The 24,312-nt window shown below is 45.2% G+C and carries 20 protein-coding genes and 1 pseudogene; 12 read left to right on the top strand and 9 right to left on the bottom strand.

Annotated features, from left to right (window positions below; translation table 11 throughout):
* Positions 1–3: 3 nt before the first annotated feature.
* Genes AB9N12_RS07075 through AB9N12_RS07065 form a run of 3 tightly spaced genes read left to right on the top strand, consistent with a single transcriptional unit; the run spans position 4 to position 5,821 of the window.
* The gene (locus AB9N12_RS07075; RefSeq protein ID WP_369890918.1) at positions 4–2,271 is read left to right on the top strand and encodes a hypothetical protein; all 2,268 of its coding nucleotides are present in this window, start codon (positions 4–6) and stop codon (positions 2,269–2,271) included.
* Between the two features lie 26 nt (positions 2,272–2,297).
* Complete coding sequence (locus tag AB9N12_RS07070) at positions 2,298–5,507, top strand: hypothetical protein (RefSeq protein WP_369890916.1); 3,210 nt, start codon at positions 2,298–2,300, stop codon at positions 5,505–5,507.
* Between the two features lie 59 nt (positions 5,508–5,566).
* On the top strand, positions 5,567–5,821 hold the full coding sequence (locus AB9N12_RS07065) for a hypothetical protein (RefSeq protein ID WP_369890914.1): 255 nt from the start codon (positions 5,567–5,569) through the stop codon (positions 5,819–5,821).
* Here AB9N12_RS07065 and ybeY read toward each other — a convergent pair.
* Both ybeY and AB9N12_RS07055 read right to left on the bottom strand, forming a co-directional pair.
* Positions 5,731–6,150 carry an rRNA maturation RNase YbeY gene (ybeY, locus tag AB9N12_RS07060; protein ID WP_369890913.1) on the bottom strand — a complete coding sequence of 140 codons (420 nt, stop codon included), beginning with the start codon at positions 6,148–6,150 and terminating at the stop codon, positions 5,731–5,733. The genes AB9N12_RS07065 and ybeY overlap by 91 nt on opposite strands.
* Before the next feature lie 16 nt (positions 6,151–6,166).
* Complete coding sequence (locus AB9N12_RS07055) at positions 6,167–7,399, bottom strand: nucleoside recognition domain-containing protein (protein WP_369890912.1); 1,233 nt, start codon at positions 7,397–7,399, stop codon at positions 6,167–6,169.
* Positions 7,400–7,525: 126 nt separating this feature from the next.
* On the opposite strand from AB9N12_RS07055, the gene ruvB reads away from it, so the two are divergent.
* The 4 genes from ruvB to AB9N12_RS07035 all read left to right on the top strand — a co-directional run bounded on the left by ruvB (position 7,526) and on the right by AB9N12_RS07035 (position 13,638).
* Positions 7,526–8,557: a Holliday junction branch migration DNA helicase RuvB gene (gene ruvB, locus AB9N12_RS07050; protein ID WP_369890911.1), complete on the top strand. Its 1,032-nt coding sequence runs from the start codon at positions 7,526–7,528 to the stop codon at positions 8,555–8,557.
* Between the two features lie 65 nt (positions 8,558–8,622).
* Positions 8,623–10,119 carry a polysaccharide biosynthesis C-terminal domain-containing protein gene (locus tag AB9N12_RS07045; protein WP_369890909.1) on the top strand — a complete coding sequence of 499 codons (1,497 nt, stop codon included), beginning with the start codon at positions 8,623–8,625 and terminating at the stop codon, positions 10,117–10,119.
* Between the two features lie 2 nt (positions 10,120–10,121).
* Entirely contained in the window at positions 10,122–11,477 is a 1,356-nt protein-coding gene (locus AB9N12_RS07040) for a TIGR00341 family protein (protein WP_369890907.1), read from the top strand.
* A 19-nt stretch (positions 11,478–11,496) separates the two neighbouring features.
* A complete protein-coding gene (locus AB9N12_RS07035) occupies positions 11,497–13,638 on the top strand; it encodes a S46 family peptidase (protein WP_369890905.1) in 2,142 nt (713 codons plus the stop codon).
* Between the two features lie 203 nt (positions 13,639–13,841).
* Here AB9N12_RS07035 and AB9N12_RS07030 read toward each other — a convergent pair whose 3' ends face one another.
* The 5 genes from AB9N12_RS07030 to AB9N12_RS07010 all read right to left on the bottom strand — a co-directional run bounded on the left by AB9N12_RS07030 (position 13,842) and on the right by AB9N12_RS07010 (position 19,724).
* Entirely contained in the window at positions 13,842–15,770 is a 1,929-nt protein-coding gene (locus tag AB9N12_RS07030) for a DEAD/DEAH box helicase (RefSeq protein ID WP_369890903.1), read from the bottom strand.
* Between the two features lie 696 nt (positions 15,771–16,466).
* Positions 16,467–17,630 carry a glycoside hydrolase family 76 protein gene (locus tag AB9N12_RS07025; protein ID WP_369890900.1) on the bottom strand — a complete coding sequence of 388 codons (1,164 nt, stop codon included), beginning with the start codon at positions 17,628–17,630 and terminating at the stop codon, positions 16,467–16,469.
* Positions 17,631–17,670: 40 nt separating this feature from the next.
* Complete coding sequence (locus AB9N12_RS07020; RefSeq protein ID WP_369890898.1) at positions 17,671–18,591, bottom strand: carbohydrate kinase; 921 nt, start codon at positions 18,589–18,591, stop codon at positions 17,671–17,673.
* On the bottom strand, positions 18,579–19,184 hold the full coding sequence (locus AB9N12_RS07015; RefSeq protein ID WP_369890896.1) for an SIS domain-containing protein: 606 nt from the start codon (positions 19,182–19,184) through the stop codon (positions 18,579–18,581). The genes AB9N12_RS07020 and AB9N12_RS07015 overlap by 13 nt, the downstream gene beginning before the upstream one ends.
* Positions 19,185–19,190: 6 nt before the next feature.
* Complete coding sequence (locus AB9N12_RS07010) at positions 19,191–19,724, bottom strand: TIGR00730 family Rossman fold protein (RefSeq protein WP_369890894.1); 534 nt, start codon at positions 19,722–19,724, stop codon at positions 19,191–19,193.
* Between the two features lie 105 nt (positions 19,725–19,829).
* Between AB9N12_RS07010 and AB9N12_RS07005 the strand changes: the two genes are divergently transcribed.
* Entirely contained in the window at positions 19,830–21,050 is a 1,221-nt protein-coding gene (locus AB9N12_RS07005) for a M16 family metallopeptidase (RefSeq protein ID WP_369890893.1), read from the top strand.
* A pseudogene (locus AB9N12_RS07000) lies at positions 21,051–21,199 on the top strand (SGNH/GDSL hydrolase N-terminal domain-containing protein); the annotation flags it as partial.
* Between the two features lie 114 nt (positions 21,200–21,313).
* Here the strand turns inward: AB9N12_RS07000 and AB9N12_RS06995 are convergent.
* Complete coding sequence (locus AB9N12_RS06995; protein ID WP_369890891.1) at positions 21,314–21,667, bottom strand: winged helix-turn-helix transcriptional regulator; 354 nt, start codon at positions 21,665–21,667, stop codon at positions 21,314–21,316.
* A 167-nt stretch (positions 21,668–21,834) separates the two neighbouring features.
* Here AB9N12_RS06995 and AB9N12_RS06990 point away from each other — a divergent pair, with 167 nt between their 5' ends.
* Genes AB9N12_RS06990 through AB9N12_RS06980 form a run of 3 tightly spaced genes read left to right on the top strand, consistent with a single transcriptional unit; the run spans position 21,835 to position 23,408 of the window.
* Positions 21,835–22,218, top strand: a complete 384-nt coding sequence (locus AB9N12_RS06990) for a nuclear transport factor 2 family protein (RefSeq protein WP_369890889.1) — start codon at positions 21,835–21,837, stop codon at positions 22,216–22,218.
* A gap of 12 nt (positions 22,219–22,230) precedes the next feature.
* Positions 22,231–22,770, top strand: coding sequence for a flavodoxin family protein (locus AB9N12_RS06985; protein ID WP_369890887.1), 540 nt, complete (start codon positions 22,231–22,233; stop codon positions 22,768–22,770).
* 5 nt (positions 22,771–22,775) lie between these two features.
* On the top strand, positions 22,776–23,408 hold the full coding sequence (locus AB9N12_RS06980) for a flavodoxin family protein (RefSeq protein ID WP_369890885.1): 633 nt from the start codon (positions 22,776–22,778) through the stop codon (positions 23,406–23,408).
* Positions 23,409–23,652: 244 nt separating this feature from the next.
* On the opposite strand, the gene AB9N12_RS06975 is transcribed toward AB9N12_RS06980, so the two are convergent.
* A complete protein-coding gene (locus tag AB9N12_RS06975; RefSeq protein WP_369890883.1) occupies positions 23,653–24,297 on the bottom strand; it encodes a WbqC family protein in 645 nt (214 codons plus the stop codon).
* Positions 24,298–24,312: the final 15 nt, after the last annotated feature.

Raw genomic sequence — 24,312 nt, 5'->3', positions numbered from 1 at the left:
GCAATGAAAAAGATAATTTTATATATAATGGCCTGTTGCTCGGCGGTGCTGTTTTTTGCCGCTTGCGATAAGGAGTGTGACATTTCCGGTGATAACACGGGAGGGGATGGCAACAGCATCATCCTTCACCTCTCGTCGGGGTCACTGCCCGTGAGCCGGGGTGTGGAGGCCACGGGAGCGGAAGTCAGAGTGGACCATATCGATGTGCTGATCTTCGATGAGGGTGGTGGCAAAAAGTGGCACGAACGGATCGGTGGAAGTGAGACCGGTAGCGGAACGATTGCTCTGAAGGCTAAAAGGAGCAGTTTTGATATGGACGCAAGATACTGGGTCTACTTGATCGCTAACAGCACCGTTGCCGAGGAGGAGTTCGCTGCTGAAGATTTCGATAGGGAAAAGTTGCGGGCGATGAAGCAGGAAGACCGATACATACACGTAACGGGGCTGAAATTAGAGGGGCTTACTATTCCTCAAACCTTTTTGATGGATGGTGCGGCCTACCCTGAAGGCGAATCGGAACCGTCGGATGCCGGGACGGTAGTTTTGAACAACGGGAACAAGTCGGACGATACGAAGCTGAAAGTTACGTTGCGCCGGGCTGCTGCTAAACTCGTGATCCGGATCAACAAGGGCGAATCCGTAACGTTCAACAATTCCTCCGGTGCCAGTTACTACCTGCGCAACATGCCTTATTCTACTTCCGTGATGGCAGGTGTGGACGGTGAGGCGAAGTTACGGACGACTATAGAGACTAACACTTCCTATTTCAAATGGACCGAGAACCAGATTACCGTAACGGCGTATGCCTATGCTCACTCGTGGGAAAACCTGAGTGCATTGGAAAAGGAGATACGTCTGATCGTGAATATCCCGATAACTTACACTCCTCTGGATGCGGACGGTAATCCTGACGGAGATGCCGTACTATGTGAGAGCAACTATTATCAGATCCCGGTCTGTGAGGGCAGTGAGCTGAAGCGTAATACCTGCTACCAGGTCTCTTTGACGCTCAACGTGCCCGGAGGTACCGCTCCGTCGGCTCCGGCCAAACTGGAGAATATAGCGTACGACGTGCAGGAGTGGTCCGAAAGGACTATCAATATTGGTGGCGAGGGCGATCGTCCGGCATATCTGACACTTAACAGGACTCAAATGGAGATGCACAACATCGCGACCGATAACACGACCCTGCGGTTTGTGTCGTCATCGGATGTCACTGCTAAGGTCACGAGGGCATATTATATAGACAAATTCGGAAAGGAGCAGGAGGTAAGCCAAACCATTCGCAACAAGATAGAGATAACGCTCACGCCCGAAGCGGGTCTGAATGGGGGCATCGAAATATACAGCCCTGTGCCGGAGAATAATACGATACGTTACATCGACATCGAGGTTAAGAATGATGACGGCATGATGCGTACGGTGAAAGTCGACCAATATCCGCTTGTATATATCACGAATATCGAAGGCTGGTATTCTTATCGTGATGACTTTGTGAGCGAGGCTTCTGACGGAAACCGTGGCGTTACCACGTGGGAATTGCTTGCAGGAAAGAAGATTACTAAGGGGCAATGGTATTCCAGTCGACAAGTTCCCTCAAATAATTGGAGATGCAGCTATTCATGGAAAAGCAACGAATACTACAATGGTACAAACGATTATAATGGAATTTTTTTCGGTTCCAAGGTTGCGCAAGGCTTCACAGATGACGGTTTGTGCTCTGTTGACTATTATTATTGGCGAGAAACATCTAGAGAATATGGTAGGCAGCGGCAGTATAGATATGACACATACGCAGAAGAAGACTGGGCGAGCATGAAAAATCATCGTATGTATCATGTATTCATAACTGCCACATCCAATAATTACACTTTGGGACGTCCTCGTATTACGGAGGGTAAAACCGATCCAAATGCCGATAACGCACAGTTAGTGTCTCCGTCATTTATGATCGCATCGCAGTTGGGAGGGGTGTTTGCAAATTCCGATATGAATGTAAATGATGTGGCAGAACATTGTGAAAAATATGTAGAAGTTTCACGAAACGGAGTAATCTATGATGACTGGCGCTTGCCGACCGCAGCCGAAATAAACATCATTTATAAATATCAGGATGAATCGGCGTCCATGGATAAAGTTCTTAGTGGTGATCGCTATTGGTCTGCATCGGGTCCCATACTTAAACCCATCCTCACAGCAGATCCAAATGCAACTCCTGCCATCCGCTGCATCCGCGATGCCTACGACGGCAAGACGCCTGCTAATCAGTAAGGAGAACAGATAAAACGAATAAGAATATGATAAAAAAAGCGATACATACAGTGATATCCTTGCTCGCCGTGGCAGTGTTGTCTGTCTCTTGTCAGCAGGACGATTGGCAGGAAACGCTGCCCGAGGCCCGCAAAGGATACGTGGCGCTCCGGTTCAATGCTGATATTCCGGTTCCGGAGGTACAGAGTGTCTCGACACGTGCGGTCGATCCCGACGGGGGTGGCGTGCAGAACATGACGCTGTTCTGTTTCGATGGCTACGGACTCTTCACCACGACAGTTTCGGCAACTGTTTCATCGACCGGTAACATGGCGGGTACATTTACTGCCGAAGTACCCGAAAATACCCGGAGAGTGCATTTCGTCGCCAACCAGAACATGAACGACTTCAAGGAAGACCACTTCCGCAACAAATCGGAGTCTGAGGTGATGGCTCTTCTCGAAGGTTCGGCGGGTCACATGATCTACTGGGCACGTTTCGCCTGCACACCGGATGCGGAGGGTACGAAAACGACTATTGCCAGCCAGATGGCGGATAAAGGAAACAAGATAACGATGCTCCGCAACCATGCGTTGATTACCATCGACAATCCGACTAACGGTGCTATCGTGGTAACGGGAATGGCGGCCTACAACATCAATGCTTTCGGTACGGTGGCTCCTTACCATCCGGAAAAGGGCTTCACATTCACTTTGGACGAGTGGATGAACGACGACTTCGTCACGCTTCCGCAGAAGGATGCCAAGGAAAGCGATATCATGGACGTAACCACAGCCACGAGCCAGTACATCTTCGAACAGGAGAATCGTTCCGATGATCCGGTCAGTATCATCATTCGCGGATACGCCCCGGGTGGAAGCGAGACCGACGACAAGTACTACCGTGTGATGTTGGTCGATGAAAAAGGTGACCAGATACTGGTGCGAAGAAACCATCGCTACATATTGCACATCGCGGGTGCGCTCTCCTTCGGACAGCCTACCTTCGAGGACGCCTTGACAGCAGCAGCCACGAACAACGTCTGGATCTCCATTTCCGACGACGTGAACGAAGTGGAGGATACAAACTACATCCTGACGGTTGATAAAACCTATGAGGTGTTTGATGATAGCAACATCGGAAGCGAAAGAACGAGGACGTTTGTCTACACCGTTGCAGGCAAGAATGGAACGGAGATAACGGAAGCCGACAAGCCCGAAATCAGCTGGCTGGACAACTCGGTGGCGGCACAAGGCATCGGTGGCGGGTTCAAAATCGAGAACGGTGTCGGTAAAGGTACGATCATCATCTCGTTGCGTTCTCTGGGGGGTAACGAGAAACAGGAGGGGACGTTACTCGTGAAACACGGGCTGCTGCAACGTAAAATCAAGATCGTTCTGCTCAAGAAACAGTCGTTCGCCCCTTCGTGGGTCGGCACGGCGGTGTACGGAGGACTAAATTCGGACGATCCGAAGACCGACCGTCCCCACGTATCGCTGATGTTTACTATACCCGAGACCTGTCCCGAGGAGCTCTTCCCGATGAATGTATACATCACCGCCAGCGAGCTGGATATACGTGCCGCATCGGGCATGTTATTGCCCATAGTCCGCAAGGGTGACACGGAGTGGTACAGTAGCGGCGTCATCCCGCAGGCTCCGGACTACAAGTTTGTCTACAGGGTCGAATCTCCCGGCGTGCAGCGTGTCTATTTCGAGAATATCCTGACGCAGTCTTCGGGGTACGAGGGGACGCTTTATATCGAGGCTGAACATTTTGAGACGATGAAGCGTACCTACGTATTCTCGGACACCCGCAACTCCATAACGGTGGAAAATCTGGATAAATACACGGCGATTGCGAGCACCAACGATTTGGCAAAAGATGAATACGTGTATTATTGCGTTGTGCCGCAGAAAAAATACGCCCACGTGCAGTTCGACATGCAGCTGCGGACGAAAGTAGGAGACGAGATGGGCGACGTGCAGGGTAAAGCGATCAATGCCAAAGCGAATGACGAGTTCCTGTTCTACACGCAGCATCTGAACAATTACAATTATGAAATCGGTGAAATCACTGCCCCCGACTGTCTCTTTTCGAAATATAATTCCCTGGCCGATGCGTGGATGCAGGCGAACAATCCGGAGGGCGGGCGTATGCTGATGTTCAAACCACAAAATCCATCGTCCTCGAGTGGCGGGACGGGTAAATACCGCCTTGACATGTACACCAACCGGGCCAAGAGTGCCGAGGTGGTCCGTATCGCTTCCAACTTGAACCATTATCCCGCGGTTGCTCCGGATGATGCCAACGAGGCAGGCCTGTATAAAGGTGAGATTTACCGAAGCACGACATTCGAGCTGTATAACTACAATCCGTTCCGATTCGGTGCACGGGTGAAGTATGCCGACAAGGATTGGGCGGGGGCTGCCGAGGAACCCGACCGTATTTCGACCAGAAACGACATCCCGGAGAAGATTACGCCCCTTACATGGACCTACCAGCCCGAACAGAAAGTGGACATTGCCATAGATGTGACAAGTTTTCATCACAGGGGATTTAACGGTAAATCCGTATCCGTCCATCCATTTGCCGATTCTTTCGGCAATCTCGACAGAGGAGAACATTTCGAAATCTACATCGATGCGCCGATGCTGAAGATCGACGAGTCGCGCCTGGCGGAAAATAAACTGAACGGAACCAAGCTGAAAGCCGACCCTTCGGTTCTCGGTCGTTTCATTTACACGGCAGATATCAATCGGGATACTGAACGGCAGTACGGTACGGACGATGTAGCGAACAAAGACGATAGCGGGTTGGCAGACCAGACCGGCGAACGCAAAACTCTGCCGTTTATCGTTAACAGCATTGTGAGTGCGGGCGACATTGTCATCTCCTCCAACGAGGAGAAGGTGGTGTTCTACGCCAAGACGTTCCGCGTGACCAACGAATCGATCAAGGGAACGATCAAATACAGAGATGACGACGACGGTACGCTGAAGGAGGTACCTGACAATGCGTTCGTGGCTTTCGAGCGTACTACCAACAGCAACCGCATCGGTGCCGTGAACATCCCTTCCGTCGGGCAGTACGAATTGCGCTTGCGCAAGGAATACCCCCTGAACTGGTATGGGTACCCGGTGGCATTCCACTATGAACGGGATGGACGCGTTTACCACGCCAGATACAACTCTTTGGCTGAAATGTTTGCCGCACAACAGAAGGGGGATGAAGTCGTACTTCTGTCGGAGAACTGATTCATCGACAACAATGTGAAATCGACTTTGCCGACACGGTACTGATCGATCGGCCGGAGATGACCGAGCAGGCATTCGTCGATTTCATCAGCATACTGCCCTACACCCCGAAGGCGCAGCCCACGCTCTACCTGTTGAAACGTGGCTTATCCGGAAAGAAGGAATGCGAGATATATGACCGACTGTTGTACTTCGTTCCGTTGCGGAATGAGTGGAGGCTTGCTTACACGTTTCGTATTGATAATGCCTTGTTTTCAGCCGCTTCCATCATCTCCCGTTCTCCGGGACCTTTATCATTGATGCCGCACAGGTGAAGAATCCCGTGGATAATGACGCGGTGCAGTTCCTCTTCGTATGAAGTGCCAAATTGCTCTGCATTAGTGCGTATTGTGTCCAGGCTAATGAATAGGTCACCTGATAAACGGTCGCCTTCACAATAATCGAAAGTAATGATATCCGTGTAGTAGTCATGTTGCAGATATTGGCGGTTTACTTCCAGAATCTTTTCGTCCGAGCAGAAGATATAAGCGATTTCACCGACTCTTTTCCCATAAGAAGCAGCTATGGTCTTTATCCATTCCGTAGTCTCACGTTTCTTGATATCAGGCATTTTTACGCCTTCTGTTTGATAAGTTACAGCCATAATTGAATGTGATGATTTAAAAGAAAAATAAATAACTGATTAAGATAGCGGCTATGATACCCGAGAAATCTGCAATCAGGCCGCAGGTTACCGCATTACGGGTTTTGGCAATTCCCACACTACCGAAATAAACGGCCAGAATGTAGAATGTGGTATCTGAAGCTCCACGAACGACACAACTCATACGTCCTACAAACGAATCCGGTCCCAGCTCTTTCATCGTATCGATCATCAGACCATTTGCACCACTGCCACTCAGTGATTTCATCAGTGCAGTAGGTAAGGCTCCGACAAAGCTCGTGTCAACCCCGCATAATCCTACTATATAGCCGATGCCTCCCACCAGAAAATCCATTGCTCCCGAAGTGCGGAACACTGCAATTCCTACAAGAAAAGCAACCAGATAAGGGATGATGCGTACAGCCGTTGTAAACCCCTCTTTAGCTCCTTCTACAAACGAATCGTATACATTGATTTTCTTTCTGACTCCCGTCAAAATAAACAGGATGATGACACTGAACAACAGAATATTCGCTATCAGTGTAGAGTAAGTGCCCATATCCTCCCGTGATACACTTAGGAACAGATAGATCAATCCTGAAAAGAAAAGGCAGATAACACCCATTAAAATGAGAATTGGTCTATTGATTAAGTTTATCTTTTGAGCGATGCTCACTGCTATGACTCCTACCAGCGTGGAAAGGAAAGTACTTATCAGAATAGGGATGAATACATCCGTAGGCTGTGCAGCCCCCATTTGCGCACGATACACCATGATACTGATCGGAATAATGATGAGCCCGGAGGTATTAATCACCAAAAACATAATCATCGGGTTGGAAGCAGTGTCCTTTTTCGGATTCAGTTCCTGCAGTTCTTTCATCGCTTTCAGCCCCAATGGGGTGGCTGCATTATCAAGGCCAAGCATATTGGCAGACATATTCATGAAGATTGATCCTAACACCGGATGCCCTTTCGGAATATCCGGAAACAGTCGGCAAAGCACCGGACTGAGAAAGCGCGCCAGTGTATTGATCAGTCCGCTGTTTTCTCCGATTTTCATGATGCCCAGCCAAAGAGCCAGTACGCCTGTGAGTCCCAGCGATATTTCGAATGCCGTTTTGGAGGAGTCGAATGTAGAGTTCATGATAGCCGTAAATATCTCCGTGTCTCCCCAAACAATCACTTTTATAAGAGCGATGATGAAGGCAATGACGAAGAATCCTATCCAAATGTAATTTAGAACCATAGTTGATAACGTGTATATAGATAGTGCAAAAGTAGTTATTACGTTTCAAATAAACTAAATCTTCGTCTTTCTTATACTGAAAATGAATGTAAATCTCTATCTTTGTCCCCTACTTTCAAGAAATAGATGGAACAGGAAGATTTTAACATACGCGAACATCAGCTTACTTCAAAAGAACGGGATTTCGAGAATGCACTCCGTCCGTTAAGCTTTGAAGACTTTAGCGGGCAGGACAAGGTGGTGGAAAACCTTCGCATTTTTGTGAAGGCGGCACGTTTGCGTGGCGAAGCACTCGACCATGTGCTGTTGCACGGCCCTCCCGGATTAGGAAAAACAACTCTTTCGAATATTATCGCCAACGAATTGGGAGTTGGCTTTAAAGTAACTTCCGGTCCGGTACTCGATAAACCGGGTGATCTGGCAGGAGTGTTAACCAGCCTCGAACCGAATGATGTGCTTTTTATCGATGAAATTCATCGGTTGTCACCCGTGGTGGAGGAGTATCTTTATTCGGCCATGGAAGATTACCGCATCGATATTATGATTGATAAAGGACCTTCGGCACGCAGTATCCAGATCGATTTGAATCCTTTTACGCTGGTTGGCGCAACTACGCGTAGCGGTCTGCTGACGGCTCCGCTTCGTGCACGTTTTGGCATTAATCTTCATTTGGAGTACTATGATGACGATATTTTGAGCAATATCATCCGTCGCTCTGCATCCATACTGGATGTGCCTTGTTCGCTACGTGCAGCATCGGAAATTGCTTCCCGTAGTCGGGGAACGCCTCGTATTGCCAATGCCTTGCTCCGTCGGGTACGTGACTTTGCGCAGGTGAAAGGCTCCGGTTCTATCGATACGGAGATCGCTCAGTTTGCATTGGAAGCACTGAATATCGATAAATACGGTCTGGATGAAATAGACAACAAGATACTTTGCACCATTATAGACAAGTTTAAAGGTGGTCCGGTAGGTATCACTACCATTGCTACGGCTTTGGGAGAAGATGCGGGAACCATTGAAGAAGTTTACGAACCTTTCCTGATAAAAGAAGGGTTTATGAAGCGTACTCCCCGTGGACGGGAAGTGACCGAACTTGCCTATAAACATTTGGGCAAAAGTCTTTATAACAGCCAGAAAACACTGTTTAGTGACTGATAAAAACGGTATAAAAGAATTTTATAAAGCATAGTCGGATGATGAAGCTATAATCATTAATAAACATGGCTGGACTAAAATCATTAGCTAAAGATACTGCAATTTATGGGTTGAGTAGTATTGTCGGACGATTCCTCAACTATATGCTGGTACCCTTGTATACAGCAGTATTGCCGGCTTCCACCGGAGGTTATGGAGTGGTATCAAACGTTTATGCATTTACAGCCTTGATGCTTGTACTGCTTACGTTCGGTATGGAAACGGGATTCTTCCGTTTTGCCAATAAATCGGGAGAAGACCCGATGAAAGTATATGCCAACTCCTTGTTATCGGTAGGAGGGGTCTCTTTGATTTTTGTTCTCCTTTGCCTGTTATTCCTGCAACCTATTTCCGATTTACTGGATTATGGCGATCATCCGGAGTTCATAGCGATGATGGCTGTTGTGGTAGCTTTAGACTCTTTCCAATGCATCCCTTTTGCTTATTTACGGTATAAAAAACGGCCCATCAAGTTTGCAGTCATCAAACTGCTTTCTATCGTTGGTGGCATCGGCTTGAATTTATTTTTCCTGCTGGTGTGCCCGTGGCTGAATGTACATTGTCCGTCGACCATCTCCTGGTTTTATGATCCGGATTATTTAGTGGGCTATATCTTTATTAGTAATCTGATTGTCTCGGTTGTCCAGATGTTCTTCTTTATCCCGGAATTGACGGGTTTTGCTTATCAGTTGGATCGAGGATTGCTGAAACGAATGGTCGTATATTCTTTCCCGGTATTAGTCTTGGGTTTGGTAGGTATTCTAAACCAGACTGTGGATAAGATGATATATCCGTTTCTTTATGAAGACCGGCAGGAAGGGTTGGTGCAATTGGGTATCTATGCCGCAACCAGCAAGATTGCGATGGTAATGGCAATGTTTACGCAAGCTTTCCGGTATGCCTACGAACCGTTTGTCTTTGGCAAAGACCGTGAAGGAGACAACCGGGAGATGTATGCCGCTGCGATGAAGTATTTTCTTATATTTTCCTTGCTGGCCTTCCTTGCTGTCATGTTCTATCTCGATTTGTTGCGTTATCTGGTGGCAAGGGGCTACTGGGAAGGTCTGGGAGTCGTAGCTATTGTAATGCTTGCAGAGATCTGTAAAGGGATCTATTTCAATCTTTCCTTTTGGTATAAACTGACAGATAAGACCTATTGGGGAGCCTACTTCTCGGTGATTGGTTGTGTTATTATTGTCGTGTTGAACATCCTGTTTGTTCCGATTTACGGTTACCTTGCTTCGGCATGGGCTTCTGTTGCAGGCTATGCAGTCATCTTGTTGCTATCTTACTGGATAGGACAGAAAGAATATCCGATTCGGTATGATTTGAAGAGCCTCGGACTTTATGTTCTGCTGGCAGCTGTACTCTACGTTATTGGAGAGCAGGCTCCTATATCTAATATAGTGATCCGTCTTGCTTTCCGTACCGTACTCTTATTGCTATTTATAGCTTATATTATCAAAAAGGATTTGCCATTGAGTCAGATTCCTGTTATCAATCGATTTATAAAGAAGAAATGAATATGAAGACAGATGAACGTAATAAGTTTGCTATCAAGTCCTTCCTGAGAGAATATCTGGACTTGAGAAAAGATAAGGATAACGAACTGGCCACAGTGGATTCTATCCGTAAGGGGGTAGAGTTCAAAGGTGCCAATTTGTGGATTCTGATTTTTGCCATATTTATGGCGTCACTTGGCTTGAATGTGAACTCTACTGCCGTTATTATCGGTGCCATGTTGATTTCTCCGTTGATGGGACCTATTATGGGAGTGGGACTGTCTGTCGGGCTGAATGACTTTGATTTAATGAAACGCTCTTTAAAGAGCTTTCTCATAACCACCGCTTTCAGTGTGACGACGGCAACCATCTTTTTCCTTCTTGCCCCTATTGCCGGTTCACAGTCGGAGTTGCTGGCACGCACATCGCCCACTATTTATGATGTGTTCATCGCACTTTTTGGTGGATTGGCTGGTGTGGTGGCTCTCTCTACCAAGGAAAAAGGAAATGTGATTCCGGGTGTTGCCATTGCTACTGCATTGATGCCTCCGCTTTGTACGGCAGGTTACGGACTGGCATCCGGTAATCTTATTTATTTTCTGGGAGCTTTTTATCTTTACTTCATCAATTCCGTATTTATCAGTCTGGCTACCTTTCTCGGAGTTCGCGTGATGCATTTCCAACGGAAAGAGTTTGTAGACAAAACCCGCGAGAAGACTGTACGCAAATACATTGTTCTGATTGCCGTACTCACCATGTGCCCTGCTGTTTATCTGACTTTTGGAATCATAAAAAGTACCTTTTATGAAGCGGCGGCCAATCGTTTTGTAAACGAGCAGTTGGACTTCGATAATACGCAGGTGCTTGATAAAAAAATCAGTTATGAACATAAGGAAGTACGGGTGGTTCTGATTGGTGCTGAAGTACCCGAAGCCTCGATCTCCATTGCCCGTAGCAAGATGAAAGACTATAAGCTGGAAGATACGAAACTGATTGTATTGCAGGGTATGAACAATGAAGCGGTAGACGTGTCTTCTATCCGTGCCATGGTGATGGAAGACTTCTATAAAAACAGTGAGCGACGACTTCAGCAGCAGGGCGTAAAGATTGCCCAACTGGAAACAACACTGGAGCAATATAAAACGTACGATGCTATGAGCCGTACATTGGTGCCCGAATTGAAGGTGCTTTATCCTTCTGTCACTACGCTTTCCATCACTCGTTCGCTCGAAGTACGGGTTGACTCGATGAAGACGGATACCGTGACATTGGCTGTTTTGAAATTCGCCAGACATCCGTTTGTTGCCGAAAAAGAGAAAATAAGCGAATGGCTGAAAGCCCGTGTCGGTGCGAAAAAGTTGAGGCTGATTACTGAATAATGAATCTAAAAATAATAGCATGAAATTCAGACTAACTGCCTTGATAGTCTTTTCCCTCTGTCTGTCGAATGTGTTTGCCGATGAGGGAATGTGGCTGTTGGGAAATCTTCGAAAGAATAAACAGACGGACCGGGTGATGAAGGAACTTGGTTTGCGGATGCCTGTAAATAAAATATATAATCCGAAGAGACCATGTCTGGCAGATGCTGTTGTGAGCTTCGGAGGTTTCTGCTCGGGAGTGGTTGTTTCCGAAGACGGTTTGGTGTTTACCAATCATCATTGTGGTTTCAGCAGTATTCAACAACATTCTTCAGTGGAACATGATTATCTGAAAGATGGTTTCTTTGCGCGTAGCCTCGACGAAGAACTGCCCAATCCGGAGTTGTATGTTCGTTTCCTGCTTCGTACGGAAGATGTTACTAAACGGGTATTGTCTGCCGCCAAGTATGCTAAAACGGAAGCGGAGCGTCGGGTGGCTGTCGATTCGATTATGAATGTGATTGGCATGGAAGTTTCCGAAAAAGACTCTACGCTGACCGGTATTGTAGATGCTTACTATGCAGGTAATGAGTTTTGGCTTTCCGTTTACCGTGATTATAATGATGTCCGTCTGGTTTTTGCCCCTCCTTCTTCTGTCGGGAAATTCGGATGGGATACGGATAATTGGATGTGGCCGCGTCATACGGGCGATTTCTGTGTGTTTCGTATCTATGCCAACACCAAGAACGAACCGGCGGATTATTCTCCGGAAAACGTCCCTTACCACCCTGAATATGTAGCTCCCATCTCTTTGGATGGATACAAAGAAGGTTCGTTTTGTATGACACTCGGCTATCCGGGAAGTACGGAACGATCCCTTTCCTCGTATGGTATTGAAGAAATGATGAATGGAATCAATCAGGCGATGATTGATGTACGGGGAGTGAAACAAGCGATATGGAAGCGGGAGATGGACCGTCGTCCGGATATTCGTATCAAATATGCTTCCAAATACGACGAAAGCTCCAATTATTGGAAAAATAGCATCGGAACAAATAAAGCCATCAGGCACCTGAAAGTGCTGGATAAGAAAAGGGCGGCGGAAACTGTGCTCCGTGATTGGATTCTGTCTCGTCCGGAAGAGAGGGAAAAATTGATCCATTTATTCTCTTCTCTGGAGTTGGGCTATGGCAATCGTCGGGAAACCAATCGTGCGTTAGCGTATTTCGGTGAATCGTTTATCAATGGTCCCGAGTTGGTGCAACTTGCCATTGAAATTCTCAATTTCGACTTTGAGGCTGAAGAGAAGTTGGTGATTGCCCGCATGAAGAAGTTATTGGAGAAATATGATAATCTCGATCTTTCCATAGATAAGGAGGTTTTTGCTGCCATGCTCAAAGAGTATCAGACGAAAGTGGATAAAAAGTTTCTGCCTGCTATGTATGAAAAGATAGATACGCTCTACAACGGAAATATTCAGGCTTATGTGGACTCTTTGTATGCAACGTCTCAAATTACTTCTCCGAAAGGTTTGAAACGTTTCCTGGAGCGGGATACAACGTATAATTTGTTCGAAGACCCTGCCGTATCCTTAAGTCTGGACCTGATCGTGAAATATTATGAGATGAATCAGAGCATTTCCGAAGCTTCCGAGCAGATAGAGCAGGGAGAACGCTTGTTCAATGCTGCCATGCGTCGTATGTATGCCGATCGTAATTTCTATCCGGATGCTAATTCCACCATGCGTCTGAGTTTTGGAACGGTGGGGGGATATACTCCTTTTGATGGAGCTACTTATGGCTATTACACGACTGTGAAAGGCATCTTTGAGAAGGTGAAGGAGCATGCGGGTGATATTGACTTTGCCGTCCAGCCGGAGTTGTTGGACTTGCTCTCTTCCGGTGACTTCGGCAGGTATGCCAATACGCAGGGAGACATGAATGTATGCTTCATTTCTAATAACGACATTACAGGAGGCAATTCCGGCAGTGCCATGTTCAATGCCAAAGGAGAATTACTTGGGCTGGCTTTCGATGGCAACTGGGAAGCAATGAGCAGTGACATTGTTTTTGAACCAGACTTGCAGCGGTGCATCGGAGTGGATGTGCGGTATATGCTTTTTATTATGGAGAAATACGGTAAGGCAGGCAACCTTGTACAAGAACTGAAAATAGCCAGATAAAACCAAGAGATGGTAATGAAAAATAGTAATTAAAACGATATGCTACCGTGGTGATGGATGGAGTATTGATAAGGAAAAATTCAATGCACCCTGATAGGACCGGAAGTAAAACTTTTAGGAGAACAGCTTAGAAAAATAGCGGTAATTAGAAAAATGAGGATGTGTCATAATGCGTTTGACACATCCTATCGGTTACTTGCTTTTTATTTACTTCTTCGGTTTTCTGCGTGCCCATCCCTCTTCACTGAAGTCGGGCTCTTCCTGCTGGAAGAATTTCTGCCAGTCGTCTCTTTTTTCGGACCGCGGGCATTGGTATATCCCCGCTCTGCACGGCTTGGTTTTTCCTTCTTGCCGGATTTTGGACCTTTCGCAGACGCATCCTTAGATTTTCCGTCCTTATGCTCATTGCGTGGCGCATGCTCTTCTCCTTTGCCGGAGCGTTTACCGCCTTTGCGTTCACCCGAACCGTTCTCACGTCCTTTTCCGCCCTCCTCATTGGATACTTCCACTACCACTTTGCGGTTATTCCATTTGGTACGACTTAGAGCCTTTATGACGTTGGTTGCCTCTTTCTCGGGCACTTCGAAGAAAGAGAAGTTCTGCATCATATCAATGCGTCCAAGCTCGATGCGTCCGCGCGTGTTGTTGTTCAGCAGGCCGATAAGGTCGCTGGGAAAGAAGCTGTCTGTTTTACCCAAATTGATAAACAGGCGGTTGAAGCCCGGAGCAGCTTTCCGACTTCTCTTTTCGAAGCCTCCTTCTTTGCGGGCACCTCTTCCGGTACGTTCACCACGGCTTTCAATGGTCGGTTGTTCTATTTCCGGGCGGTTGCGGTAATATTCTGAGAAACGGTTGAATTCGTGCGAAACCATTCGTTTTATCAGGTCTTCCTTGCTCAACCATTCCAGCTTGCGATAGATTTCCGGCATAAACTCGGAGATTTCTTCTTCGTTTACTTTTACTTTTTCGAGATCGTCAATGACCTTAATCAACTGCTTCCGGCAAATGCCTGCCGCAGTCGGCATCTCTCCGGGAGTGAATTTCTTGCCGATGACACGCTCTATTTCGCGAAGCTTTCCTTTTTCACGAAGATTGATGATGGCGATAGAGGTTCCTGTTTTTCCGGCACGTCCGGTACGTCCGCTACGGTGCGTGTAACTTTCCGTATCGTCCGGCAGTCCGTAGTTGATAACGTGGGTAAGATCGTCTACGTCCAGTCCGCGGGCAGCCACGTCAGTAGCAACGAGAAGTTGCAGGTTGCGGATGCGGAACTTTTGCATCACTGCGTCGCGCTGCGCTTGTGAAAGTTCTCCATGCAGGGAATCGGCATTGTAGCCTTCCTGCATCAGCTTATCTGCAATTTCCTGTGTCTCTTTCCGGGTGCGGCAGAAGATGATACCATAAATTTGCGGATAATAGTCGACGATGCGTTTCAGTGCTTCGAATTTATCTTTGGCTTGTACGGTGTAAGAGACGTGCTTCACATTACTGGTGCTTTCGTTCTTGCGACCGATCGTAATTTCCTTCGCATTACGCAGGTATTTTTTAGATATGCGTGCAATTTCCGGACTCATCGTTGCCGAGAACAGCAAAGTGTTGCGTTCTTGTGGAACATCCGCTAAAATGGCATTGATACTATCTGTAAATCCCATGTTCAGCATTTCGTCCGCTTCGTCCATCACTACGTTGCGGATAGTAGACAGGGATACGGTTTTCCGTTCCATCAAGTCCAGTAAACGTCCGGGAGTAGCCACAATGATATGTACACCGCGTTTCAGGCTGCGTATCTGGCTGTCAATGGAAGAGCCGCCGTAAACTGGTAGTACTTTCAATCCGTCAACATACTTGGAATAGTCGTTCAAATCTCCTGCGATCTGGAGGCAAAGCTCGCGGGTGGGGCAGAGGATAAGTGATTGGGGGACTCGGTTCTTTACGTCAATCTGTTGGATCAGGGGCAGACCGAATGCGGCTGTTTTACCTGTTCCTGTCTGTGCAAGAGCTACTACATCATTATTTTCTCCTAAAAGGTACGGAATCACTTCCTCTTGTACCGGCATGGGATTCTCGTATCCCATTTCTTCAATTGCTCTACGTATCTCCGGAGAAACACCAAGCTCTTCAAATGTCTTCATTAAATCTCTGTATATCTTTTATTTCGAGCGCAAAGATAGCGAATAATTACGAATTACGAATTACGATTTGCGATTTATTCCAGCAGGATACCACGGCTTCTTCATTTAAAGAGTGTTTGTTCTCTCAATTTATGAGATGGAATCACAATTCTCTCATAGATAAAAATGAAAATCCTCTTTCAACCTATCACCGACTTCCTGAAACTCCCTATTTATCGTATTTACAGAGCGGTGATAGGTTGTCACTAACCTATCACCCGTATCTGTCACCTATCACCTGAGCGAAGAGTGTATATTTATACTCTTTTCGAATACTTGTTGCCCACAACATTTTGTTTCCCGTAGTGTAACACTTGGCTAAGGATTGAAACAAAGTGTTCCACCTTATTGAAACAAAGTGTTCAGCGTGTTGAAACAAAGTGTTCAGCGCTTTGAAACAAAGTGTTCAGCGCCTTGGAACAAAGTGTTCAGCGCCTTGGAACAAAGTGTTTCAAGCAATTGAAACATCTTGAAACAAATCGGGCTTTCAAAAAATAGGTGGTGATAGGTGACAGATGAGGTGATAGGTTAGTGACAACCTATCACCGCTCTGCAAACACGATGAATAAAGCGTTTCAAGACAATGGTGATAGGTTGAAAGAGGATTTGACGAAATTACTAGGGAGAGGATCACTCTAAGAGGAATATTAAAGGCGGTTATTGTAAATCGATTCTGCCTAATCTTCCATACATTTCTACGAAAGCAGCTTGTGTCAGAAGCCATTTCTTTTCGCTTTTATCTGTTCCACTCCAGTCTGTATGAAATAGTCCCCGTTCATCTCTGGCATGATCCCATGCATAGTCGAGGCTTTTTTGAAAATCGGTTAGATAAGTCTTGTTATGGTCTATCTGATAAAGTTCAATGAAACCTCTAAGCATAACTGCCGTGAACCAGATATTCCCCTTTTTCAGTAATTGGAATGTTTGTCCATCCGGAGAGGTAAAATGCGTGAAAAAGTATCTATGACACGCTTTTGCTATGTTCTGAGCATCTTCCAGATAATTTTTCTGTTTGGTAATTTGGTAGAGCAGGGCGGCTGCTTGCATCATTTGTCCACTGTTATAGGCAAATTTGGCACGGCCGATTTTCTTATTGAGTGCGATGTTGTCGAAATATAGATGATCTTTCGGATCTTCCAAGTTCTTTTTAGTCCATTCATATAATTCTTTCCCTTGCTTTAAATAGGTCTTGTCTTGAGTTGCCTGAAATAGCTTGAGAGCAAATACAGCTCCCGGTGCATTGGAACAAGTATTTTTGGATTCTTTCTTTTGTTCACACCAGTAGATTCCTCCGCCAAGTACATCGTCTTTTCCACTAAGGATGAACTCCCAAATGAGTTTGGCTTTTTCCAGATATGCCTGTTTCTTTGTTATGCGATATGAATCTGTAAAATCGATTCCTAACCAGACGTTGTCATCATAGAAACGGTCGGAAGCCGGTTGATTGCTTATATAAGAAGAGTAGGCGAATGGTTCTCTTTTTTTGTCGAAGTATTCTTCCAATCCGGGCAGTACTCTGTTTTCCAGAAGTTTTTTATACTTCTTATTTCCTGTTGTTTCCAGTAATGCGTTCACGGCAGAGAATGTACCTGAGTATGGCCAGAGGTAAGAGTATTCATTTTGTCTTTTTGCCTGCTCTTGTGATGCCAGGTAAGTTACTTCATTATGATGGTCAAAAGGATAATTTTCACGTAAAAGACAGGTGTTGGGTGCCGCATAGTTTTGGTACAGAGCATCCAGCGTTTGCTGTGCTTTTTCCGTATTGGGATTTGCATTTGCAATGGCAAAAGCACAAATAATATTAAGCAATAGACTATTCATGATTTTTTTTCTTTAAGTATTCAAATTCTTATTTGTAATGTCACTTGTATTTCTGTGCAAACTCCACGGATACCGAATTGCTGAAACTTCCACAAACCTCCGCTGCAAAGTCTTTTCCGCATTGGATTATTTTATCCCAGATTTCTTCATTCAAGTTATTTAGATCGCGGTATCGGACATCATATTTAATGAATCCATAGATCAGTCCTGCATTAAAATTGTCACCGACTCCAATGGTGCTGACCGCCTGTAACGGTTCTACCGGATAATCTTTGTTGACTATATTGGTGCGCAATGCTACCTTTTCTCCACCTGCAGTACAGATGAACCGGGGGCAATAGAACTTGATTTTATCCTTGTATATCTTATCTATATCCTGCATGTTGTACATATAGAGGAAATCTTCTAAAGAACCACGTACGATATCCGCATATTCCAGATTCTCAATAATGGTCGGGGCCAGCTTCATGGCTTCGTCCTTGTGTGAAGAACGGAAATTCGGGTCATAGTAGATAATGGCTTTCTTTTCACGTGCCAGGTCGAGTAATTCGAGAATCTTCTCCCGTAGAACCGGATTCAGTGCGTAATAAGAACCTATCATAACAATGTCATCTTCCTCAAGTTTTGGAAACAGAACATCCAGACGTTGCTTCGGATAGTCTTTATAGAAGATGTATTCAGCATCACTCTGCTCGTTCAGGAATGCTAAAGACACGGGTGATTTCCCATCCGGAAATACATTCACATGATCAGTCGGGATATGATTCTCATTCATAAACTGCAGGATGATATTGCCTACACGGTCATTTCCGGTTTCACTGATGAAACCGACGTTTATCCCCATTCGTCCCAATGAGACAATGCCGTTGAATACAGAACCTCCCGGTACGGCAACGGAAGGCTGGTCACCTCGAAAGATGATATCAAGGATTGTCTCTCCGATGCCGATTACTTTTCGCATAGTGATCTTGATTTTTCTCCCAGATAACCGCCGTGGTGGCGTTTTGAGTATTCTTCTATGGTAAATTGGGTTTTCTTCATGGTCTGCACTACCAATATATCTCCGATCACTGTCATGGCGGTGGTAGATGTAGTGGGAGTCATCCCTAACGCACAGACTTCTGCAGGCTTGCCGGTACTTAGGCAGACATCAGCTTCTTTTGCCAACGGACTGTCCGGATTTCCGGTGATGACGATAAACTTCAAATCCGGGTCCAGATTATGAGCCAGGCGGGTTAATTCCACAATTTCACGTGTCTTGCCAGAGTTAGAGATCAGCAGAAGTAGATCGTTTTCTTGTAGGATACCCAAATCCCCGTGTTGCGCTTCACTGGGGTGCAGAAAGACGGATGGAATACCGGTGGAACAGAAAGTCGTAGCAATGTTCATTGCAATCTGTCCGGCTTTTCCCATACCGGAAGTTACCAGTTTTCCCTTTTTCTGATGTATTTGTTCTACAATCAGTTGTACGGCTTTTTCATAAGCATCTGTTACAGGGATGTTGAGCACAGCTTGTGCTTCCTGTTGCAAAAGTTGTTTAATGGAGTCTATCATATAGGATCAGTTTATTTTTTCTTTTAATTCATTCAATGTGTTTGCTACTTCGTAATAGGTTGAGAAAGGCTGTCGTGCAAAACCTTTGTCTTCCAAAGTGTGGAGTGCTTTTAATAGCTCGTTGTAAAAACCATGTTCATTGTAGAAAATGACCTTTTTCCGGTGATATCCGATAGAGGCAGCGGCTATTACGTGGAAAATCTCATCAAGGGTACCGATGCCTCCGGGAAGTGCAACCAATACCTCCGATTTCTCCGTTATAATATCCTTGCGGTCACTTAAGTTACGGGTATGAATTTCTTCATCTAACAGAGTGCTTACCTTGCCATTCTCTTCCAGTTTGGCAGGAACTACTCCAATGACTTTACCGCCATTTTCTTTCACGGCATGGGCTAGGCATTCCATTAATCCGAGACTGGCTCCTCCATATATCAAGGTTTTGCCTGTCTGCCCCATCCATTTGCCTATCTGGCTGGCGCTTTCGAAATACATTTTGTCAATGTTGTCGGAGGCAGAACAGAATATTCCTATCTTTTCCATATACGTTGTTGCTGTTATAGTCTACAAATATCTGCAATTTTCTATAAACAGCAATAAGTTTTATTGTATTTTTGTGGCATTAATTCAATAAGGAAGTATAAAACGATGCAAGGTAACGAATATACATTGCCCAACGGATTGCGTATTATTCATGAACCAACCCTCTCAAAAGTTGCTTATTGTGGCTTTGCGATTGATGCCGGAACCCGTGATGAGGCGGAGAATGAGCAGGGAATGGCCCATTTTGTCGAACATCTGATTTTTAAGGGAACGGAGAAACGGAAAGCCTGGCATATCCTTAACCGGATGGAGAATGTAGGTGGTGATCTGAATGCATATACAAATAAGGAAGAGACTGTTGTCTATGCCGCTTTCCTGAAAGAACATCTCGAACGTGCGCTTGAATTGTTGGGGGATATTGTATTTCATTCAACCTTTCCGCAGCATGAGATAGAAAAGGAAACAGAGGTCATTATCGATGAAATCCAGTCGTATGAAGATACTCCGTCGGAACTGATATTTGATGATTTCGAAGACATGATCTTCCGCAATCATCCACTGGGAAGAAATATTCTTGGTAAACCGGAACTTCTGCGGACTTTCCGCACGGAAGATGTTCTATCGTTTACCCGTCGTTTTTACCAACCGGGAAATATGGTGTTTTTTGTTCAGGGACAGTATGATTTCAAGAAAATCATTCGTTTGGTAGAAAAATACCTGTCGGATATTCCTGGTGTGAAGGTCGAGAATCATCGTACACCTCCATCCCTGTATGTGCCGGAACATTTGACAGTCTCCAAAGATACACATCAGGCACATGTCATGATCGGTAGTCGTGGCTATAATGCGTATGATGACAAGCGTACTGCACTCTATTTGCTGAATAATGTTCTTGGAGGTCCCGGAATGAATAGTAAACTGAATGTGTCCCTTCGTGAACGCAGAGGACTGGTTTATACTGTCGAATCCAACCTGACTTCCTATACGGATACGGGAGCTTTCTGTATTTATTTCGGGACGGATGTGGATGACATGGATACTTGTCTGAAATTGACCTATAAGGAGTTAAAGCGGATGCGCGATACAAAGATGACTTCCTCCCAGTTGGCAGCAGCGAAGAAGCAATTGATTGGACAAATCGGAGTGGCGTCCGATAACTTTGAGAATAATGCGTTAGGGATGGCGAAAACGTTCCTGCATTACCATAAGTATGAATCATCCGAGGTTGTCTTTAAGCGTATTGAGGAGCTAACAGCTGAGATATTGTTGGAAGTGGCCAATGAGATGTTTGCAGAGGAATATTTATCCACATTGATTTATAAATAATCTTTTTCTTTCACAACGAACAGTTCAGTGATAAAAGCTAAATGGACGTTCCTGACAATTACCAATTGCCAAACTTGACCAGATTAGCCCCAAAAGGCTTGGATTTGTATATCAAACGGGACGGGGAATGGCAATTTGCTTGGGTAGGGTTTATCCATCTCGTGGATATACCAGAACGAAGCTATCGCTGAACAGGTAGAAGTGTTTCGAAAGAAAAAATGTTAAATAACTCTCTCTAAATATATTGTAGAACTCTCTGAATATTATACCTGTTTACCATATTTCTTTTCAAACAGTTCCGTATTTTTGTTACCCCATTCAATCATTGCATCTATGATTGGGATTAACGTAATTCCCAAAGGGGTAATGGCATACTCTGAACGGGGTGGCAGTTCAGGATAGATTGTCTTGGAAACCAATCCGTCTTCCACCAATTCTTTCAGTTGGAGGTCAAGCACACGGGGCGTGGCTTCGGGAAATTGTTTGTGGAGTTCGCTTGGGCGTAACGGCTTGTGGCGTAATTCATCCAATATACAAGACTTCCATTTCGAGTCTATCAAGCTCATGGTCATCCGTAAAGGACAATCCAAATCAACAGGTATCTTTCTTTCGTACATAAACTTTCCGTTTTTAAACTATTATAATACAAAGATAGTGATAATAACTCTAAACTGTAATATACCGAATAATTTTTCAGTATATGAATAATTTTTCAGTACTTGTACGTATGGAAACTATCTGGTAGCTTTGCAACAATTAATAACATATTAAACAATAAATAATTATGAGAGCGTGTATTGAGGAATATAAGGCGGTGGAAGAGGCTGCTTTGAAATTCGTGAAAAGCGTGGCAGAAGGCAATAGCAAGTATGCCAAGGAACTGTTCATTGACGAAGCCGTGCTGTTCGGCTATTTGGACGGCAAGTTGGAGCATGGAAGCATCGAGCAATTCTATAGGAATGTAGATACGGTCGGTGCGGGAGATGGCTTTAAGGCACGTGTTGATGTGGTAGATGTAGAGGAAACCCTTGCCGTTGTTCGTGTGTTGGAAGAAAAATGGGGTGGGCGCATTGATTTTACCGATTATCTTCTGCTAATGAAGATGGACGGGGTATGGAAATGTGTAGCAAAAGCCTATAATCAGAACTCTAATACGATACAAAAATAAGTGAGGAGAAAGATGAAAATAGTGGTTGTTACAGGAAGCCCGCGTAAGCATGGCAACAGTTTTGCCATGACGGATGCTTTTATTCGGGAAGCCGAGCAATGTGGACATACGGTAAAGCGATTTGATGCCGCGTTTATGAAGATAGGTGGTTGCCATGCCTGCCAAACTTGCTTCAAAACAGGCAAGGCGTGTTCTTTTGACGATGATTTTAACCTTATTGCGCCTTCCATTCTTGAAGCTGATGTAGTAGTATTTACCATGCCTGTCTATTGGTACTCTATTCCGGCACAGATAAAAGGAGTGATAGATCGTATTTATTCATTCTGCATAGCCGGCAAAGAGATTTCCGGTAAGAAATATGGTTTGATAACTTGCTGCGAAGAAGATGATTTGACGGTAATGGATGGTGTCCGTATACCACTTCAACGCTCTGCTGCCCTGCTCAAATGGGAAATGGTGGGAGAAGTGCTTGTACCAGGTGTACTGGAAGCAGGTGACATTGACAAGACAGACGGTTGCAAACAAGCGGCAGAACTGGCTCATAAATTTTAAGCCCAATGAAAGTATTGCTTATCAATGGCAGCCCTAATAAAGAGGGCTGCACTTATACTGCCTTGCATGAATTGGAAATGACCTTGCAGGCGAACGGTATTGAAACGGAGTTGCTCTATTTGGGCAAGAAACCGATAGCAGGTTGCATTGCTTGCGGAATCTGTATGAAAACAGGACATTGCTTCCGTGATGATTTGGTGAAAGATATACAAGAACGGTTGGAGGAGTTTGACGGCATCGTTATTGGTTCGCCTGTCTATTACAGCGGACCAACAGGCCAACTTGTATCTTTTCTGAACCGGATATTTTATGCCACTGAAAATCGAATGGCGGGGAAAGTCGGTGCGGCAGTGGTTTCATGTCGTCGTGGAGGGGCTTCTGCCACTTTCGAACAACTGAATCAATATTTCACCATCTGCAACATGCCGATTGTTTCTTCCCAATATTGGAATTCGGTACATGGGTTTACTCCTGAAGATGTGCGAAAGGACAAAGAAGGACTGCAAACCATGCGTGTATTGGGGCAGAACATGGCATGGCTACTGAAGTGTATTGAAAGTGGCAAGCGGAACGGAATAGAGCAACCGAAATATGAAGCAAGAGAACGAACCAACTTTATACAAGACAAGTATGAATGATCGCAAACAAAAATCTTATAAAACCGAATACGTTTGACTAACGGGAGGACAGTCTTTCAAGAATGGCGAGTGTAATGAACACTGCTACAGCTGATTCACTACTCTCTGCCCAAATTTGTAGTGCGGTTATTTGTTTGTTTTAGCACACTATATAGAATCGCGGAGACACTTACCAGTGTACACATCGTTGCAATCTTGCGTCCTAGCATGAGTGAAATCCATAGATTTGTATCAACAATTATCCTCATTTGTCATGCTTGCTTAGTACCAACAGACTTTCCGGTCCCATATTGAACAACAAGTCTATGATACTCAAATTAGGCAGGAAACCCAGTTTGGACTCAAAAACCTGATAGTAAGATTGTGGAACAAACTCTGTATCCATTTCCCTGAAATCCTTTTTCGGATGAATGACTTCCCGAAAATCGAATTCTCCGGGAGCAAACTCCATCTTATATTCGGAAGTACGCTCAATGGTGGGGTGAATATCGATCAATTCACAGATCATCCGGCAGAGTTCTTCGTTGAAATCGATTAAAAAAACATATTTCTTTTCGTAGAAGGGACGGAAATCGTCCTTGTAATATTCGAAAAAAGGGGTACTGTTATAGGCCGATTCGATGGCATTCCAATGCAGATGTCGCCAGTTGCCGTGGTCGGAGATGCGGATATCTTTCATTGGACACTTCAATGTATCGGGCTTTACGGTCGGGATGGAAAGAACTAATTCACCCGATGGACCGGCAATGGTGCACCGGTTGCGGTAGGTTTGTTTTATATAATGGTCGTATTGTTCTACAAACACTTTATCATAAGCCAGTAGTTTGGTATAATATTCGATGGGAGCGAGATAGGCTGAAGATAAATAAGCTATGTTCATTTCTTTCATTTTAATTCGTTTAGG

The sequence above is a fragment of the Bacteroides sp. AN502(2024) genome (assembly GCF_041227145.1).
In the GTDB taxonomy this organism is placed as follows: domain Bacteria; phylum Bacteroidota; class Bacteroidia; order Bacteroidales; family Bacteroidaceae; genus Bacteroides.
Note: the sequence above shows the minus strand (reverse complement) of the source record. Positions and strands in the feature narration are given on the sequence as shown.